Below are 18,901 nucleotides of genomic sequence, written 5' to 3'. Positions count from 1 at the left end.
CCAGGCAGACCGTTCGCCCTGTCGGACAGTCTGCGAAGTCCTGGACGGCGTAAGGCGCATCCCCCTTGGCACGCCATCGAACATCCAACGGCCGGTGGGGCGCCGCTCATGCGAACGGAACGTTCTCCGAGCGGTGCGAGGGGGAGATCAGGGCCGCGCCGACCGCCTTGTTGACGGCGTCGATCCGGGACACCGCGCCGAGCTTGGCGAAGACGTTGCGCAGATGGCGCTTGACGGTGGCCTCGGACAGGTCGAGCCGGCCGGCGATCTGGCTGTTGCTGAGGGCTTGGGCGACCATTTCCAGGACCTCGCTCTCGCGCGGGGACAAGGGGTTCTCGGCCCGGTCGTTCAGCGTGGCGGCCGACTGGGCGGAGATGCCGAGCACCACGCAGTCGGCGTGCGCGTGCACGCGGCGGACGGCGCCGACCAGTTCCTCGCGGTCGGCGGTCTTGAGCAGGTATCCGCGGACCCCCGCCTCGGTGAGGCGTCGCACCATCTGCGGCCGGTCGTACATGCTCAGCACGATGATCCGGGTGGCCGGGGAGAGCTCCCGCATCCGGGTCACGGTGTCCTGCGGCTCGCCGCCGGGCAGTTCGATGTCCAGCAGCACGATGGCGGGGCGGTGCTCGCGGATCTGCTCGATCGCCGCCTGGCTGGTGGCGGCCTCGCCGACGACGGTGAGGTCCGGGTAGAACCCGAGGATCTCGCGGATGCCGTCGCGGAACAGGGTGTGGTCGTCCACCAGGACCACGCTGATCGGTGCGCCGGGCGTCGTCACCGCACCTCCTCCCTCAGGGGTACGGCCAGGGTGACGTGGGTTCCGGTGCCGACCTGGCTGCGGATCACGACGGACCCGGACAGCAGCCGGGCGCGTTCGGCCATCGCCATCAGCCCGATGCTCTTCGCGGACGGAAGGGGTTCCCTGTCGAATCCCCGGCCGTCGTCGTCGACCATGGCGCGGACCTCGTCGGCGGAGATGTCCACCTTTATCCGCAGCCGTCGGGGCCGCCCGTGCCGGAGGGCGTTGAGCAGCGCTTCGCGAAGAATGAGAAAGACTTCGTCAAGAATGCCGACGGGCACCGCCGACTCGTCACCCTCCACGTGCACCTGCACGGAGACGCCTTCGCTCTCCAGGTCTTCCAGCGAGTGCAGCAGAGCCTTTTTCAGACTGCCCCGCCGGTCGTTTCCGCGCAGATCCGCACTGATCATGCGCAACTGGTCCATGGAATCGCGTACGGCCTTCTGGGCGGCCTCCGCCTTCACCGTCGCCACGGCGATATCGGAATCGCGGTGCAGATGAAACAGCTCCAAATTACGATAGGCGACCGAAAGCCCGTATCCGATACGGTCGTGGAGTTCCCGCGATATCCTTGTCCGCTCGCTCTCCTGGGCGCGCAGGGTCCACTCCATCAGGAGTGTCCGCAGCCTTTCCGTCAGTTCCCGAAGACGGCGACTGCGGCTTTCCTCCAGAACTCTGACCACCAGCCGAATATCGCTGTTCAACTCCTTGTCCAGCTCCGCCAGCCGTAAAATCGACTGAAGAACAGAACAGCAGCACGCGGAGGACGCCTGAATGAAATCCTCGAGCGCCGGGGGGTCCGTCAGGCCGTCGAAGACCCCCTGCGACGCGGACCGCAGTTTCGGTTCGCCGGCCCTGAGGCTGTCCACCACTTCGGTGACCATCTGGTCCGCCTGCCCCAACAGCCAGGACATCAGGGCGGGTTCGCCCGGCGCGAGCATACCCTGGAGCTCGGCCTCACAGGCGCCCAGAATCTCCCACCGGGCGGTCTCCACGGCCCGCGAGCTGCTCGGGCCTCCCCAGTTTTTCCCAGGTCTTGACACTTCCACTCCCGTCAATTGCAAGCAGGCGTCATAGGGCCGTCCGGCACGCCGATCGGGGGTGCCGCTAGGGGGCTTCAGGGCACGGTAGGGGGTTTCTCCCGCGCAGCGCGTCGCTAGCATACGACACGTATCGAATCGCGGTCTGCGTAATGTCCGAGGAGCTGCATGCCGGTCCCGACCGAAAAAGAAATGGAAAGCTACCTACAGAGCTCGCGGTTCATATGGAGCATGGGCGCGCTGGGGGATCCCTACGCCCTGCTGCTGCGTGGGCAGGCGAATCCCTATCCTCTGTACGAAGAGGTCCGGAAGCGCGGTCCGCTGCACCTGAGCCGGGTGGACACGTGGGTCACCGCCGACCATGCGCTGGGCAACCGGATTCTGCGCGACGGCCGTTTCGGCACGCGTACGGTCGCCGGGGAACGAGTGGCGCCGCAGTTCTCCTCGCTGGACGATTCGTTCCTCAAGCTGGATCCGCCGGACCACACCCGGATGCGCCGGCTGGCCATTCCCCTGTTCAGCCCGCGTCACATGGGAACGTACCGTCCGCATGTGGAAGAGGTCTGCGCGGAACTGCTCGACCGGCTCGATCCGGTTTCCGGATTCGACCTCGTGAAGGATTTCTCCAAGCATCTTCCCATCGCCCTCATCCGGGGTCTGCTGGGAATTCCCGACGAGTACCGCGAGAAGTTCGACCACTGCTGCCACGGGGCGGCGCAGGTGCTGGAGGGGTTCGTCTCGCCCGAGCACCTCGGGGAGCTGCAGCTCACCGTCGACGGCCTGTACGAGGTGTTCGCCGACCTGATGGAGCTGCGCGCCAAGGAGCCGGGCGACGATGTGATCAGCCGGCTCGTCGCGGCCGAACGCGAGGGCGTGCTGACCACGAGCGAGGCCATCGGGATCTGCGGCATCCTCGCCGTGGCGGGTACGGAGACCACCACCAACCTGGTGGCCAACGGCACGATGGCGCTGCTGAACCACCCCGAGCAGTGGGACATGCTGCGCGCGGACCCCGAGCTGGCCTCGGGCGTGGTGGAGGAGACGCTGCGCTGGGACTCCCCCGCGCAACTGGCGACCCGGGTCGCCCACGAGGACGTGGAGCTGGCCGGGCACACCCTGCCCGCCGGGTCGCTGGTGGCGGTTCTGCTGGGCGCCGCCAACCGGGACCCGGAGGTCTTCCCCGACCCCGACCGCTTCGACATCACCCGCAACACCAAGACCGAGCACCTGTCGTTCTCCGGCGGTCCGCACTACTGCCTGGGAGCGCCGCTGGCCCGTATGGAGGCCGCCGCCGCGTTCCGGGCGCTGGCGGCCCGGCTGCCGGACCTGCGGCAGACCGGTCCGGAGGAGCGCTGGATGTCGGCATCGGCCCGGGGACTGCGGCAGTTCCCGGTCGCCGCGGGCTGACCGGACACCCCGCACCCCGTGATGCTGCGTACCGCCCGGCACGCAGCATCACGGACGCCGCAGGCCGCCTGGCCCCGAGCACGAAGCCGCCCTGGCCCCGAGCACGAAAGAGCGCAGCGCATGGGATCGTCTGAGAGCACTGTCACGGCTGACCACGGCCGGCCCCGGGGGGCGCCGCGGCCGGTCAGCCGCAAGGAGGAGGCACTGTGGCTGCTGGAGCGCCTGGTGCCCGAGGGCAGCGTCAACAACGTGCCCGGTGCGGCCGTCCGGGTCGCGGGGCGGCTGGACGGACAGGTGCTCGGCGACGCGGTACAGGCGATGGCGCGCCGCCACGAAACGCTGCGCACCGTCTTCCGCGTCGAGGCGGGACAGCTCGTCAAGGAACTGCTGCCGGCCGCTGACGCGACGCTGCCGGTGGAGCGCCGCACCGTCGGCCACGAGGACGAACTGCGGTCCTCGATGACCGAGTTCGTGCTCGGGCCGTTCGTGCTGGACGGCGGTCCGCTGCTGCGCGTGGGGCACTTCGAGGCACCGGAGGGCGATGTGCTGTGCCTGGCGGTGCATCACCTGGTCTTCGACTCCATGTCGAGCTCGATCTTCCTGGAGGAGCTGGCCGCCGCCTACGGCATCGCGGCGGACGGCCACGACCTGTCCGCGGCGCCGGTCGAGGTCGTGCCCGCCTGGGTGGAGCCCGAGCCCGCCGAGGCGAGCCTGAAGTTCTGGCAGCGGCACCTGGAGGGCATCGACCCGTACGGCGCCCAACTGCGCGTCGGGGACCGTCCTGTGGACGGCGACTCGCTGGCCGGGGCGACGCGCAGCCATGTGCTGTCGGCGGAGTCGGCGGCGGTGCTGCACGACTGCCAGCGGCAACTGCGGGCGCCGGACGCGGTGGTGCTGCTCGCCGCGTACTACCTGCTGCTGGCGCGGCACGGCGCCGGTCCCGACTTCGCGGTGGGCCTGCCGGTCAACATCCGTGGCCCGCGCACCGAGCGGACCATCGGCTACCACGTCAACATCCTGCCGCTGCGCAACCACGTGGACGACGAACTCGGTTTCCGCGAGTTCGTCCGCGCCACCCGTGACATCTTCCTGGAGGCGGTCGGCCATGCCGACGCGCCCGTGGACGTCCTGGTGCCCGACGCGCCCCGGCTGGACTCCTCATGGCGCTCCTCGCTGTTCCGGCACATCTTCAACTACCTGCCGGGGCGCGACAACCGCGAGATCCTGGTCGGCGGACTGCCGGGCAGGCTGGACGTCGTGGAGACCGGCAGCAGCAAGTTCGACCTGGAGTTCGTGATCTCGCCGGTGCCCGGCAGCTACGAGGTCAAGGCCGTGTACTCCACGGTCGCGCACACCGCGCAGGACGTGGACCTGCTGCTGCACCGCTACGACGCGCTGCTCGCCGAACTGGGCCGGGATCCCGGCCGGCGGCTCGCCGACATCACCGCGTGGTGCGCAACCGACCAAGCGACCGTGGACGGCGCGCACGCCCCTCGCCAGCACGGAACCCCACGCACCTTGCCCGCGATCGTCGCCGCCCGGGCCACGGCCACCCCGGACGCGGTGGCCGTCGAGGAGGACGGCCGGACCGTGACGTACGCGGCGCTGTGGCGCGCCGCCCGGGCCACGGCCGCCGTGCTGCGTGAGCACGGGGTCGCCCCCGGCGACACCGTGGGCGTGTCGGCGGTGGCGGGGTCGGCCGGGCTGACGGCGGTCCTGGGCGTGTGGCTCGCGGGCGCGGCCTGCGGCGCCACCCAGGCGGGCGACGGCGACGCCGCGCTGGTCCTGCCGGACGGCATGCGCCTGACACCGGCCGGGCCGGTCCCGGACATGAACGACGGTGCCGACGCCGGTACTGGTGACGGTGAAGACGGGTACGACCCCGCCGCTGCGGCCTGGCGGCGCACGGACGGTGTGGTCAGCCACGCCGATCTCGGCGCGCTGCTGGCGGACGCGGCCCGCGGGCTGGAGGCTCAGGCAGGCGGCCCCGTGGACGCCGTCTGGCAGGGCGCGCCCGAAGACCCCGCGGCGGTGGTGGAGATGTGGCTGCCACTGGCCACCGGCGGACGGGTGATCGTCGCCACCGGGTACGACGGCACTCTGGACGACCTGCTGGAGCGGCACCCCCATGCCGCGCTGCGGGCCGCGCCCGCCACCTGGTGGGATCTGCTGGCCCGAGGCGGCCCGGTGACCCGGCCCGCCCTGCTGACCGAACCGCCGCCGGCGGGTCTGGCGCGCCGGCTGACCGCCCTCGGGGCCCGTCCGTACCTGCTGCGCGTGGACGACAGCGGTGTGTGGGGCGCGGCGACGCCGGTGGATCCGGACGGCCGACGGCTGGACGAGGTGCGTCCCGCGCCGGGTGTACGGGTCTACGTCACCGGGCCCGGCGGACGTGAACTGCCTCTCGGCGTGACCGGTGAGCTGCGGGTGTCCCGGAGCGGGCGCGACGCGGTGGACACCGGTCTGCTGGGCCGGTGGACCGCCGACGGCACGGTCGAGGTGCTGGGCGCCACCGCGCGCCGCCTTTACCGGCTCGGCGGCTGGGTCGAACCCGAGCGCGCCGAGAGTGTCCTGTGCGAGCACCCGGCGGTCGCCCAGGCCGCGTTGGTGCAGACACCCGGCGACGAGCCCGCGCTGGTGGCCCTGGTCCGCCCGGCACCCGGCCCGGACGAGCCGCCGAGCCCCGAGGCGGTACGCGAACACGCGGCGCTCCGGCTGCCGCGCGCCGCCGTCCCGTCGTTCGTGATGGTGACCGACGCGCTGCCGACGGCCGCCGACGGCACGGTGGACCTCGCGGCGGCCACCGCGCTGGCGACCGAGGCAGCGGCGGCTCGCACGGCGCCGGCCGACGGCGACTGGACGCCACGGCTGGTGGACCTGTGGAACACCCTGACCGGCCGTCAGGACCTGGGCCCGAGCGCCAACTTCTTCGGCAGCGGCGGCCATTCGCTGCTCGCCGCGCAGTTGGTGCAGCAGTTGGAGGAGGACACCGGCATCCGGCTCCGCCTGGCCGACGTCTTCGAGAACCCGACCCCGGCGGGCCTGGCCGTGCGCATGTCCACCCTGGCGGCCGGATCATGAGCGGCCCGGTGACGGTGACGCCCGGCGCGCCCCTGCCCGACCCTGCCTGGAACCCACTCCCCGGGCCCCCGGTCCGGGGCGAGACCATGCACGAGCTGTTCGACTGGTGTGTGCGCCGCTATCCCGACGCGACCGCCGTCGTGGACGGCCCGCGCCGGGTCAGTTACGCCGAACTCGCCGCGGCATCCCACGACTTCGCCGCTGAACTGGCCGAACGGGGCGTCGGTCCCGGCGATCTGGTGCCGGTGCTGATGCCCCGGTCGGCGGAGCTGCTGGCGGTCCTGCTCGCGGTGGTCCGGCGCGGGGCCGCGTACGCGGCGCTCGATCCGCGGTGGCCGAAGGAGCGGATCGGGGCGCTGCTGGAAAGGCTGGCGGCGCCGCTGATGGCCGTGGCCGAGGACGCGTCCTGGCCGGTGCCCGTCTGGCGGGTCGGACAGGCGGACTTCGCCGCTCTGGCGGCCGGCGGGCGGCGGGCGCCGGAGGTGACCGTGCGGGGCGACGACGCGAGCGCCGTGTTCTTCACCTCGGGCACCACCGGCACGCCCAAGGGGGTGCTGACCGCGCACCGCGGCAATGTGCGCCTCTTCGACGAGTGGGCGTTCGCGCCGGTGGGCGGCCGGGCGGTGATGCCGCAGTCGCTGGCGGCCACCTGGGACGCCTTCGGGCTGGACTCCTGGGCGGTGCTGCTGGGCGGCGGAACGGTGCTGGTTCTCTCCGACACCGTCGAACTGGCCCGACGGCTGCGGGAGTTGATCGCCCAGCAGAGCGTGGACACGGTGTTCCTGCCGACGGCCGTCCTGCACATGGTGATCGACACCGACCTGGACGCCTTCACCGGCCTGCGCGTGGTCGGCACCGGCGGCGAACGGCTGTCGCCGGTGCACGCCCGCCGCTTCGTGGAACGGCATCCGGACATCCCGCTGCACAACATGTACGGGCCGGTGGAGTGCACGATCGCCGCCACCGGGCACATCGTCACCCTCGCGGACTGCCAGGACACGGCCGGCGTCCCGCTCGGCCGCCCGTACGGCAACACCGCCGCGTACGTCCTGGACGGCGACGAGCCCTGCGCGGTCGGCGAGACCGGCGAGATCTGCCTGTCCGGCGCGGGCCTGGCCCTGGGCTACCTGGGTGACCCGGAGCTGACGGCCCAGAAGTTCGTCAAGGTCCCGGTCGGCCCCGACGGCGCCCTGCTGACGGTCTACCGCACCGGAGACCTGGGCCACCGGTCGGCCGACGGCCTGCTGCACTTCGACGGCCGCGCCGACCGCCAGGTCAAGATGCGCGGCTACCGCGTGGAGCTGGACGACGTCGAGCGCACCGCCCGGCTGGTGCCCGGGGTCGGCAGTTGCCGGGTGGTCCCGCTGCACGGGCCGGACGGCGCGTGCGAGGACCTGTGCCTGTTCTACGTGGCGACGGCGACCGGCACGGCGGACGACGCGGCGGCGCTCACGGAGCCGGAGCCGGAACACGTGCGGGCCGTGCTCGCCGAGCGGCTGCCGGGGTATCTGCTGCCCGCCCGCGTCCACCGGCTGGCGGCCCTGCCCGTGCTGGAGGACCGCAAGGTGGACGGCCACGCGCTGGCCGAGTTGGCCGAGCGGCTGCGCGCACAGGAGGCGGCGGCCGGCACGGCGCCGCGGGACGGCACGGAGACACGGCTCGCGGCGGTGTTCGGCGAGGTGCTGGGGCTGGAACAGGTGCCGCGCGACACGTCGTTCTTCCTGCTGGGCGGCAACTCGCTGTACGCGGCCCAGCTCTGCCAGTTGGTGGAGCGGGAGTTCGCGGTCGACATCGCGATGGCCCAGGTGTTCGACGCCCCGTCGGTCCGCGCCCTGGCCGAGGTGCTGGACGCCGGCGGCTCCGGCGGTGCCGACGGCTGACGCCCGGTCCGGCGCACATGAACCGGCCCGCCGCCCTGTAACGGTCTACAGGGCGGCGGGCCTTTTTTGCGCCGCGTGCTGTCAGGAGGCCACCCGTGTCAGGAGGCGACCCGTATGCCGTGCTTGGCGAGGGTGTCGCGGATGGTGCCCAGCACCGCCGCCTGGTTGTGCTCCAGGTAGAAGTGGCCGCCGGGGTAGGTGTGGATCTCCATGGGGCCGCTGGTGTGCCCGCTCCAGGCCTGCACCTGCTCCATGGAGGTGCGCGGGTCGGTGTCGCCGACCAGCACGGACACCGGCGCGGAGATCCGGGTGCCGGCGTCGCTGCAGTAGTTCTCGACGGCCCGGTAGTCGTTGCGCAGCGCGGGCAGCACCATCTCCAGCAGTTCCGGATCGGACAGCACCCGTGAGTCGGTGCCGCCCAGGGCCCGCATCTCGGCGACGATGCCCGCCTCGTCGCGGCTGCTGACGTTGTCGTCGTGCGGGATGCTGGGCGCGCGGCGGCCGGAGGCGAACAGCACCAGGGGGCCGGTGCCGGGCTCGCGTTCCATCAGCCGGGCCACCTCGAACGCGACGATGGAGCCCATGCTGTGTCCGAACAGCGCGGTCGGCACCCCGGGCCGCTCGGCCAGCACCTGCCTCAACTGCTCCCAGACCAGGGCGGCCAGCTCGCCGAGGTCGCCGACGCACGGGTCGGTCCGGCGGTCCTGCCGTCCGGGGTACTGGATGGCGGCGACCTCGACGGCCGGGGAGAGAGCGGCGGACACCGGGTTGAAGTAGCTCGCCGATCCCCCGGCGTGCGGGAAGCAGACCAGGCGGACCGGGCTGTCGGGCGCCGGGTGGTATCGGCGCACCCACAGGCTGGTGTCGGAGGAGGTGTGCGTCGTCACGTCGTGGTTCCTCTGTTCTGTCGGGTGGATCACGTCTGTCGAGTGGATCATCGGGCTACTGGCCATGGAATACGAAACACGGGCTACGGAATACGGCTTACGGGTCGCAGGTCACAGATCACAGGTCGGTGCACCAGTCGTGGACGGCCGCCGGGTCGACGGGCCGACCGGGGCCGGCCAGCAGCGTGGGGAGGACCGGCGGCTCGGTGAACTGCCGGACGGGCAGCAGCCGGAGGTAGCCGCCGGTGGCCAGCAGCCGCCCGTCCTCCAGGACCTGCGGGTCGCCCTCCGCCAGGCCGTCGGCGAGTTCGGCGGCCAGCGTGGCGGCCGGGTCGGCGCCCGGCTCGGGGGCGTCGATCAGCACCAGCCCGGCCGGGGCGCGCCCGGACTCCGCGAGCAGCCGGGCGGTCTCGGCGGCCGACACGGCGGCGGAGCCGTGTCCGGCCAGCACGACCGGCCGGTCCCGCGCCAGGTCCGCCACCGCTTCGGCGAGCCGGCGCACCAGCTCCTCGAACGAGGGCGGCAGGCTCTCGCCGGGCCCGAACCCGGGGGCCGGCAGCAGCAGTACGTCCCGCACCCCGTCGAACGCGGCGCCGAAGGCTGCGTACCGCATGGGCCCGGACATCGCGGTCAGCGGTCCGAAGCACAGCAGGGCGGGCTGCTCGGGGCCGTGGGCGAGGTGTACGGGCCGCGCCGGGGCGGCGGGGGTGTGGCGGCCGGTCCAGCGCGGGTCGAAGGCGACTGCCGAGCCGAGGGTGTGCAGCAGTTCGGCGGTCCGGCCCTCCTCGGACGCCCGGACCAGCAGCGGTCCGAACACGCCGTCCGCCCGGCGAGGCGGGGGAGGCGAGGGAACGGTCTCGGGGACGGCCACGGGAGCGCCGCCGGCCGCCGCCTCGTCCTGGGCCTGGGCCTGGGCCTGGTGCTGGTGCTGGTGCTGGGCCTGGTGCTGGGCCTGGTCCTCGTCCTGGTGCTGGTCCAGGAGTTCCAGCAGGTGGGCGACGACATCGGCCGGGGAGGGGAAGTCGTAGATCAGGGCTGCGGGCAGGTCCAGCCCGGCGGCGGCGGCCAGGCGGGTGCGCAGTTCGACACCGGTGAGGGAGGCGAAGCCCTGGTCCAGGAAGTCCCGGCCGTTCTCCAGGACGTCCGCCGAGGGGTGGCCGAGGACATCGGCCGCCATGGCCCGTACGGCCCCCAGGAGGTGGCCGTGCCTGGCCTCCTCCGGGAGCTCGGCGAGCCGGCGGCGCAGCCCGCCCGGCTCGGGTTCCGGTTCTGGCGCGGCCGGAGCCTCGGGCGGCGGTCCGGCGGCCGGGCCGCCGCCCGTGAGCTGTTCGCGGGTGCGCCGGACGAAGGGCGCAAGGACCGGCAGCGCGGGCCGCAGCGCCTCGGCCAGGGAACCGGAGCCGTCGCCGAGGACGCGGGACAGCTCCTCGACGTCCTGGTTCTCGATCGCCGTCCACAGGGCGGCGTCCGGCGCGGCCGGGGGCGGGGCGTCGTGCAGCCAGTAGTGGGTGCGCTGGAAGGCGTACGTCGGCAGGTCGACGCGGGTCGCGCCGGTGCCGTCGAAGCACGCGGCCCAGTCGACCGGGACCCCGTGGGCGAAGAGCGCGGCCAGCGCTGCGGCCAGCGCCTGGCGGTCGGGGCGGTCGGCGCGCAGCAGCGGCAGTGCGACGGGGGCGGCGGAGCCGGGGCCGCCCGACGCGGCGCCGGACGCCATGGCGGACAGGACCGCGTCCGGGCCGATCTCCACCAGCACGCGGATGCCGCGCTCCGCCAGCGCGGTCAGGCCGTCGCCGAACCGTACGGCCTCCCGGACGTGCCGGGTCCAGTAGTCGGGGCTGGTGACCGTGCCGGGCTCGGCGAACCGGCCGGTGAGGCAGGAGACAAGCGGCAGCCGGGGCTCGCTGTAGGTCAGGCCCTCGGCCACCGCGCGGAACTCGGCCAGCATCGGGTCCATCAGCGGCGAGTGGAAAGCGTGACTGACCGTCAACTGCTTGACCCTCAGACCCTGTTCACGCCAGAGCGCTTCCAACTCCCCGACGGCTTCCGCCACACCGGAGACCACCACCGCCCGGGGGCCGTTGACGGCGGCGACGGCGACCCGTTCGCCGTACTCCTGGAGCGTCTTGCGGACGGCGTCCTCGGTCTCCTCGACGGCCAGCATCGCCCCGCCGGGCGGCAGCGCGCGCATGAGGCGGGCGCGGGCGGCCACCAGGGCGGCGGCGTCCGGCAGCGACCAGACGCCGGCCAGGTGGGCGGCGGTCAGTTCGCCGATGGAGTGCCCGGCCAGGGCGTCCGGCGTCACGCCCCAGGACTCCAGCAGCCGGTACAGCGCGACTTCCAGGGCGAACAGCGCGGGCTGGGTGAAGCCGGTGTCGTCGATCAGCTCCGCCTCGGGTGTGCCGTGCTCGGCGAACAGCACCTCGCGCAGCGGACGGTCGAGCAGTCCCTCGAACGCCGCGCACGTCTCGTCGAGCGCCTGCCGGAACACCGGCTGGTCGGCGTACAACTGCCGCCCGGCGCCCGCGCGTTGGCTGCCCTGGCCGGAGAAGAGGAAGGCCGTGCCGCCGTCGTCGTCGTCGGGGTGGCCGGTGACCGTCCCCGGGGCGATCTCGTCCCCGGCGAGGGCCCGCAGCGCCCCGGTCAGCGCCGTGGGGTCGTCGCCGACCAGGGCGGCGCGGTGCTCCAGGGCGGCCCGGGAGGTGGCCAGCGAGTAGGCGATGTCGGCCAGCCGGTCACCGCCGGTCTCCAGGCGGTCGGCGAGCCGGCCGGCCTGGGCGCGCAGCGCCGCCGCGCTGCGGGCCGACAGCAGCAGCGGCACCGACGGCTGTCGCGCGTCGGCGGGCGGCCGCCGGTCGGGGGCGGCGGCCGGCTGCTCCAGCAGGACGTGCGCGTTGGTGCCGCTGACGCCGAACGAGGAGACGGCGGCCCGGCGCGGGCGGCCGGTGTGCGGCCAGGACACGGACCGGGTCAGCAGTTCCACGGCGCCGGCCGTCCAGTCGATGTGCGGGGACGGTTCGTCGACGTGCAGGGTGCGCGGGGCGATGCCGTGCCGCAGCGCCATGACGGTCTTGATCACGCCCGCGACTCCCGCCGCGGCCTGGGTGTGGCCGATGTTCGACTTGACCGAGCCGAGCAGCAGCGGCCGGTCCTCGGGGCGCCCCTGACCGTAGACGGCCAGCAGGGCCTGGGCCTCGATCGGGTCGCCCAGCGTGGTGCCGGTGCCGTGGGCCTCGACCAGGTCGACCTGGTCGGGGCCGAGCCGGGCGGCGGCCAGGGCCTGCCGGATGACGCGCTGCTGGGCGGGGCCGTTGGGTGCGGTGAGACCGTTGCTCGCGCCGTCCTGGTTGACGGCCGAGCCACGGACGACGGCGAGCACGGGGTGACCGAGCCGCCGGGCGTCGCTGAGCCGTTCCAGCAGCAGCATGCCCGCGCCCTCGCCCCAGCCCGTGCCGTCGGCCGCGGCGGCGAACGGCTTGCAGCGGCCGTCGGCGGCCATGCCGCGCTGGCGGCTGAAGTCGATGAACACCCCCGGCGTGGACAGCACCGTGACACCGCCCGCCAGGGCCATCGCGCACTCTCCGGAGCGCAGCGCCTGCGCGGCCAGGTGCAGGGCCACCAGCGACGAGGAGCACGCGGTGTCGACGGTGACCGCCGGGCCCTCGAGGCCGAGGGCGTAGGCGACGCGGCCGGAGGCGACGCTCGCCGAGCCGCCGGTGCCGAGGAAGCCGTCGACGCCCTCGGGCACCGAGCGCAGCCGGGAGGCGTAGTCGTGGTACATCAGCCCGGCGAAGACACCCGTGCTGCTGCCGCGCACCGACTGCGGGTCGATGCCCGCGCGTTCGAACGCCTCCCACGAGGTCTCGAGGAGCAGCCGCTGCTGCGGGTCCATCGCCAGCGCCTCGCGGGGCGAGATGCCGAAGAAGCCCGCGTCGAACTCGGCGGCGTCGTGCAGGAAGGCTCCGTGGCGCGCGTAGCTGCGGCCCGCCCGTCCGGGCTCGGGATCGTAGAGCGCCTCCAGGTCCCAGCCCCGGTCCCCGGGCAGGTCGCCGACCGCGTCGGTCTCGCCGGCCACCAGGTCCCACAGCTGTTCGGGACTGGCGACGCCGCCGGGGTAGCGGCAGGCCATGGCGACGATGGCGATCGGCTCGGCGCTGCTGCGGGAAACCGGTGCGGCCGTGGGGGAGGCGGCCGAGGCGGCGCCGAGGAGTTCCGTGGCGAGGCGGGTGGCCAGGGCGCTGGGCGTGGGGTGGTCGAAGACCAGGGTGACCGGCAGGCGGATGCCGGTGGCGGCGGCCAGCCGGTTGCGCAGGTCGACGGCGGTCAGCGAGTCGAAGCCGAGGTCCTTGAAGGTCCGGGCCGCGCCGACCGCGTCGGGTGAGGCGTGTCCCAGCACGGCGGCGGCCCGGTCCCGGACCAGGGCGGTCAGTTCGCGGTCGCGTTCGGCCTCGGTCAGGGCGGCCAGCCGGGCGGCCCAGGCGGCGCCGGCGTCGGCCGGGGCGCCGACGGCCGCCGCGGTACGCCGCACCCGTACCGGCACCAGGGTCCGCCACAGCGGGGCCAGTCCGGTGGCGGCGGCCTGGGCGCGCAGCGCGGGCAGGTCCAGCAGCACGGGCACGACCGACGGTGCGCGGCCGGCGGCGCAGGCGGCGTCGAGCAGCCGCATGCCGCGCTCGTCGTCGAGCGGCAGCACGCCGCCGCGGGCCATGCGGCGCCGGTCGGTGTCGCTGAGGTGGCCGGTCATACCGCTGGCCGAGGCCCAGAAGCCCCAGGCGAGCGAGGTGCCGGGCAGCCCGGCGGCCCGGCGGAGGGCTGCCAGGGCGTCCAGGTAGGTGTTGCCGGCCGCGTATCCGGCCTGGCCCGGGGTGCCGACCACGCCGGTGAGCGAGGAGAACAGCACGAACGCGGTCAGGTCGAGCGCGCGGGTGAGGTCGTGGAGGTTCCAGGCGGCGTCGGCCTTGGGCCGCAGGACGGTGTCCAGCCGCCGGGCGTCCAGGGTGCCGATGGTGCCGTCGTCGAGGGCCCCCGCCAGGTGCAGCACGGCCCGCAGCGGCCGGTCGGCGGGGACGGCTGCCAGCAGCCGGGCCAGGTCGTCGCGGTCGGCGGCGTCACAGGCGGCCACGGTGACCTCGGCGCCCAGCTCGGTCAGTTCGGCGGCGAGCGCGTCCGCGCCCGGGGCGGCGGGGCCCTGCCGGGAGGCCAGCACCAGGTGCCGTACGCCGTGTGCGGTGACCAGGTGACGGGCGGTCAGGCGGCCCAGCACACCGGTGCCGCCGACGAGCAGGGCGGTGCCGGCGGGATCCCAGGGCGCCGGGGAGCCGGCGGCGGGCGGCGGCAGCCGGACGAGCCGGGGCACGGTCACGGTCCCTGCGCGCAGGACCAGTTGGGTTTCGTCGGCGGCGAGCGCGGCGGGCAGGGCGGACCAGGAGCGGGGGTCGCCGTCGGTGTCCACCAGCAGGAAACGGCCCGGATGCTCCGACTGGGCGGAGCGGACCAGGCCCCAGACGGCGGCGGCGGGCAGGTCGGTGACCGCCTCGCCGGCCACGGCGGGCACCGCGCCGCAGGTGAGGACGACCAGGCAGGAGGCGTCGAAGCGGGCGTCGGCGAGCCACTGCTGGACGGTGTGCAGGACGCCGGCGGTCAGTTCACGGGCGCGGTCCGGGGCGGCGCCGTGGGCGCGCAGGTCCAGCAGCACCACGGGCGGCGCGGGCGGCGCGGGGCCGTCGCCCACAGCGGACACGACGGTTGCGGCGGATACGGCGGACAGGTCCGGGTGCGCGGCGAGGGTGACCCCTGCGGCGGCCAACGGTTCCCATGCCTGCACCGGGAGTTCGCCGACGAGGGCCCAGGACTGCTCCGGATCGGCTTCCAAGGTCTCCGGTACGGCTACGGGGGTCCACTCGACGGCGTACAGCACGTCGCCCGCGCCGCCGCCCGGGATGTCGTCGGCGGTGAGGGTCCCTTCGGCCATCGGGCGCAGGACGAGCGCGCCCACGGTCGCCACCGGGGCGCCGGCCGCGTCGGCCACGGCCAGGGACACCGTGTCCGCCGCGGTCTGCCGCAGCCGCACCCGCAGCACCGACGCGCCCTGGGCGTGCAGCACGGTGTCGGCGAACGCGAACGGCAGCCGGCCCTGGCCGTGCGGGTCGTCGGCGAACAGGCCGGCGGCCATGATGGTGTGCAGCGCGGCGTCCAGCAGCGCCGGGTGCAGGGCGTAGCGGGCGGCCTCCCGGCGCTGGTCGGCGGGGAGTTCCACGTCGGCGTACACCTCGTCGCCGAGGCGCCAGACGCGGCGCAGGCCCTGGAAGGCGGGGCCGTAGCCGTAGCCGCTCTCGGCCAGCGCCGGGTAGAAGCCGTCGGTGTCGACGGCCTCGGCGCCGGCCGGCGGCCAGACGGTCAGGGACTCGCCGGACCGTGCCGTGCCGGGGACGGGGCCGGTGGCGAGGAAGCCGGTGGCGTGCCGGGTCCAGGGCCGGTCGTCCTCGGCGTCGTCGGGGCACGAGTGGACGGCGAGCGGTCGGCGGCCGGCGCTGTCGGGGGCGCCGACCCGGACCTGGACGCGTACGCCGCCGGTGGCGGGGAGCAGCATCGGGGTCTCGACGGTCAGTTCCTCGACCCGGTCGCAGCCCGCCTGGTCGGCGGCGCGCAGCGCGAACTCCAGGAACGCCGTGCCGGGCAGCAGCACGGTCCGCCGCACGGTGTGGTCCGCCAGCCACGGCCGGCCGCGCAGCGCGAGACGGCCGGTCAGCACCAGGCCGTCGCCCTCGGCCAGGGTCATGGCCGCGCCCAGCAGCCCGTGGTCGACGCCCGCGAGGCCCAGGCCCGTCGGATCGCCCGCGCCCGGTGCCGGTGCGGACGGCCAGAAGCGGCGGTGCCGGAAGGCGTACGTCGGCAGGTCCACCGGGCCGGCCGGGGCGCCGGGCAGCAGCGCCGGCCAGTCCACGGCCGCACCGGCGCAGAACGCCTCCGCGACGGACGCCGTGAACCGTGCCGGGCCCCCGTGGTCACGGCGCAGGGTGCCGAGCGCGGTGCCACCACCGCCCGCCTCGTCCAGGGTCTCCTGCACCGGCACCGCCAGCACGGGATGCGGGCTGACCTCGACGAACACGGCGTGCCCAGCGTCGGCCAGAGTCCGCACGGCGTCGTGCAGCCGCACCGGGTGGCGCAGGTTCTCGTACCAGTAGCGGGCGTTCAGTTCGGCTCCCTCGACCCATGCGCCGGTGTACGTCGACAGCATGGGCACGGCGGGGGCCCGCGGGGTGATGCGGGCGAGGGCGCCGGTGATCTCGGCGGCCAGCTCCTCGACCATCGCGGAGTGCGAGGCGTAGTCGACGGCTATCCGGCGGGCCTCGACACCGGCCTGCGCGCAGTCCGCCAGGAAGGCGTCCAGGGCTCCGGCCTCTCCGGAGACCACCACGGACCGGGGGCCGTTGACGGCCGAGACGCCGACACCGTCCGCCGTCAGCTCCCGGACCCGTTCGACGGGGGCGGAGACCGAGGCCATGCCGCCGGTGCCCGCCAGGCGGGTGATCGCCTGGGAGCGCAGGGCCACCACGCGCGCCGCGTCGTCGAGCGACAGCGCGCCCGCCACGTACGCGGCGGCGATCTCGCCCTGCGAGTGCCCGACCACGGCGGCGGGCGCCACGCCCACCGACCGCCACAGCGCGGCCAGCGACACCATGACCGCGAACAGCGCCGGCTGGACCACGTCCACCCGGCCCAGCTCGGCGCCGTCACCGGTGAGCACCTCGGTCAGCGACCAGTCGACGTGACGTGCCAGTGCCGTCTCGCAGTCGGCGATCGACGCGGCGAACACCGGGCTGGTGGCCAGCAGTTCGCGGGCCATGCCCGCCCACTGCGCACCCTGCCCGGGAAAGACGAAGACAACACCGCCGCGCCTCGCGGCCCGCCCTCGTGCGACGCTCCCCAGCTGGTCGGCACCGGCCGCCAACTCCTCGGCGGCGGAGCGCAGTTCGGACGCGGTCGCGCCGAGCAGGACGGCACGCTCCTCGAAGACCGTACGCCCGCGTGCCAGGGCCCGGCCCACGGCGAGGAGACCGGGCACCGGTGTCCCGCCCGCTCCGTTGTCGGCTGCGTCGGCGGCGGCGAACCGGGCGAGCCGGTCGGCCTGCGCGGCCAGGCCTTCGGGGGTACGGGCCGTGACGACCCAGGGGACGGGTGCGGCAGCCCCCTCGGCGAAGGGCGCGAGGGCGGCGGCGGCAATAGGCTCGGGGGAGTCTTCGGCCAGCTCGGCGGGGCCCGCGTCGGCCGGGGCGGAAGCCGGTTCAGGGGCTGGTTCGGAAGCTGGTTCGGGGGCGGCTTCGAGGATGGTGTGTGCGTTGGTGCCGCTGACGCCGAAGGAGGAGACCGCCGCACGTCTGGGGGCGTCGGTCCGCGGCCAGGGCGTCGTCTCGGTCAGGAGCCGGACCGCGCCCGCCGACCAGTCGACGTGCGGGGTGGGCTCGTCCACGTGCAGGGTGGGCGGCAGGACTCCGTGGCGCATCGCCATGACCATCTTGATGATGCCCGCCACGCCCGCCGCCGCCTGCGTGTGGCCGATGTTGGACTTCACCGACCCCAGCCACAAGGGGCGTTGCGGGTCGCGGCCCTGACCGTAGGTGGCCAGCAGGGCGCGCGCCTCGATGGGGTCGCCCAGGGTCGTCCCCGTGCCGTGGGCCTCGACGGCGTCGACCTCGGCGGCCGACAGGGCCGCGCTGGCCAGGGCCTGCCGGATGACCCGGCGCTGGGACGGGCCGTTGGGGGCCGTCAGGCCATTCGAGGCGCCGTCCTGGTTGACGGCCGAGCCCCGGACCACCGCGAGCACCGGATGCCCCAGCCGCTGGGCGTCGGACAACCGCTCCACCAGGAGCATGCCGACGCCCTCGCCCCAGCCCGTACCGTCCGCCCCCGCCGCGAAGGCCTTGCAACGGCCGTCCGCCGCCAGACCCCGCTGACGGCTGAAGTCGATGAAGATGCCGGGGCTCGTCATGACGGTGACGCCGCCCGCGAGCGCCATGGTGCACTCGCCGCGCTGGAGCGCCTGGGCGGCCAGGTGCAGGGCGACCAGCGAGGAGGAGCAGGCCGTGTCGACCGTGACCGCCGGGCCCTCCAGGCCGAGGACGTACGACAGACGGCCGGACATGACGCTCGCCGAGTTGCCGGTGCCGATGTAGCCCTCGATGCCCTCGGTCGGGTCGCCGAGCAACTGGACGGTGTACTGCTGGCCGTTGGAGCCGACGAACACGCCGGTGCGGGAGCCGCGCAGCGTGGTCGGGTCCAGGCCCGCGCGTTCGACGGCCTCCCAGCCGGTCTCCAGCAGCAGCCGCTGCTGCGGGTCCATCGCCAGCGCCTCACGCGGCGAGATCCCGAAGAACTCCGGATCGAAGTCGCCGGCCCCCTCCAGGAACCCGCCCTCACGGACGTAGGACGTCCCGGGGTGGTCCGGGTCCGGGTCGTACAGCGCCTCCACGTCCCAGCCACGGTCGTCCGGGAAACCGTCCAGCGCGTCCGTGCCGGAGGCGACCAGGTCCCACAGCTGTTCCGGCGACCCGACCCCGCCCGGGAACCGGCAGGCCATGCCGACGATCGCCACCGGCTCCTGCCCGCCCTCCTCCAGCTCGCGCACCCGCTGCCGGGTCTCGTGCAGGTCGGCCGTCACCCGCTTCAGGAAGTAGCGGAGCTTCTCCTCGTTCGCCATGTCGTGTCACACCTCGGGGTGGGGCCGGTAGATCGTGTAGATCGTGGTCGCGGTCGGGGGACCGGGTTCCGGGCCGCCGGTGGGGCCGGCCCGGTGGGATGAGCGGATGCGGT

General features: G+C 74.4%; 6 protein-coding genes and 3 pseudogenes. 3 read left to right on the top strand and 6 right to left on the bottom strand.

Features of this window, described 5'->3' with window-relative positions; translation table 11 throughout:
• Positions 1-106: 106 nt before the first annotated feature.
• Entirely contained in the window at positions 107-778 is a 672-nt protein-coding gene (locus OG352_RS33350) for a response regulator transcription factor (protein WP_329222065.1), read from the bottom strand.
• Positions 775-1,794, bottom strand: a complete 1,020-nt coding sequence (locus tag OG352_RS33345) for a sensor histidine kinase (RefSeq protein WP_329222063.1) — start codon at positions 1,792-1,794, stop codon at positions 775-777. Before OG352_RS33345 ends, OG352_RS33350 begins: the two co-directional genes overlap by 4 nt.
• 237 nt (positions 1,795-2,031) lie before the next feature.
• On the opposite strand from OG352_RS33345, the gene OG352_RS33340 reads away from it, so the two are divergent.
• The 3 genes from OG352_RS33340 to OG352_RS33330 all read left to right on the top strand — a co-directional run bounded on the left by OG352_RS33340 (position 2,032) and on the right by OG352_RS33330 (position 8,207).
• Positions 2,032-3,246, top strand: a complete 1,215-nt coding sequence (locus OG352_RS33340; RefSeq protein WP_329222061.1) for a cytochrome P450 — start codon at positions 2,032-2,034, stop codon at positions 3,244-3,246.
• A 120-nt stretch (positions 3,247-3,366) separates the two neighbouring features.
• Positions 3,367-6,327, top strand: a complete 2,961-nt coding sequence (locus tag OG352_RS33335; protein WP_329222059.1) for a condensation domain-containing protein — start codon at positions 3,367-3,369, stop codon at positions 6,325-6,327.
• Positions 6,324-8,207 carry a non-ribosomal peptide synthetase gene (locus tag OG352_RS33330; RefSeq protein ID WP_329222058.1) on the top strand — a complete coding sequence of 628 codons (1,884 nt, stop codon included), beginning with the start codon at positions 6,324-6,326 and terminating at the stop codon, positions 8,205-8,207. The genes OG352_RS33335 and OG352_RS33330 overlap by 4 nt, the downstream gene beginning before the upstream one ends.
• Before the next feature lie 98 nt (positions 8,208-8,305).
• Here the strand turns inward: OG352_RS33330 and OG352_RS33325 are convergent, their stop codons facing one another.
• The 4 genes and pseudogenes from OG352_RS33325 to OG352_RS40095 all read right to left on the bottom strand — a co-directional run.
• A complete protein-coding gene (locus OG352_RS33325; RefSeq protein WP_329222056.1) occupies positions 8,306-9,094 on the bottom strand; it encodes a thioesterase II family protein in 789 nt (262 codons plus the stop codon).
• 118 nt (positions 9,095-9,212) lie between these two features.
• A pseudogene (locus OG352_RS40105) lies at positions 9,213-12,407 on the bottom strand (type I polyketide synthase); the annotation flags it as partial.
• 141 nt (positions 12,408-12,548) lie between these two features.
• Positions 12,549-14,372 (bottom strand): annotated as a pseudogene (locus OG352_RS40100) (beta-ketoacyl synthase N-terminal-like domain-containing protein); the annotation flags it as partial.
• A gap of 75 nt (positions 14,373-14,447) precedes the next feature.
• A pseudogene (locus OG352_RS40095) lies at positions 14,448-18,749 on the bottom strand (type I polyketide synthase); the annotation flags it as partial.
• Positions 18,750-18,901: the final 152 nt, after the last annotated feature.

This window comes from Streptomyces sp. NBC_01485 (genome assembly GCF_036227125.1).
GTDB lineage: Bacteria > Actinomycetota > Actinomycetes > Streptomycetales > Streptomycetaceae > Streptomyces.
The sequence above is the reverse complement of the archived record's forward strand: the minus strand, read 5'-3'. Positions and strand labels throughout refer to the sequence as shown.

Coding starts and splice junctions, on each gene's coding strand:
- OG352_RS33335 (WP_329222059.1), top strand. CDS start 3,367: ATGGGATCGTCTGAGAGCACTGTCACGGCTGACCACGGCCGGCCCCGG.
- OG352_RS33340 (WP_329222061.1), top strand. CDS start 2,032: ATGGAAAGCTACCTACAGAGCTCGCGGTTCATATGGAGCATGGGCGCG.
- OG352_RS33330 (WP_329222058.1), top strand. CDS start 6,324: ATGAGCGGCCCGGTGACGGTGACGCCCGGCGCGCCCCTGCCCGACCCT.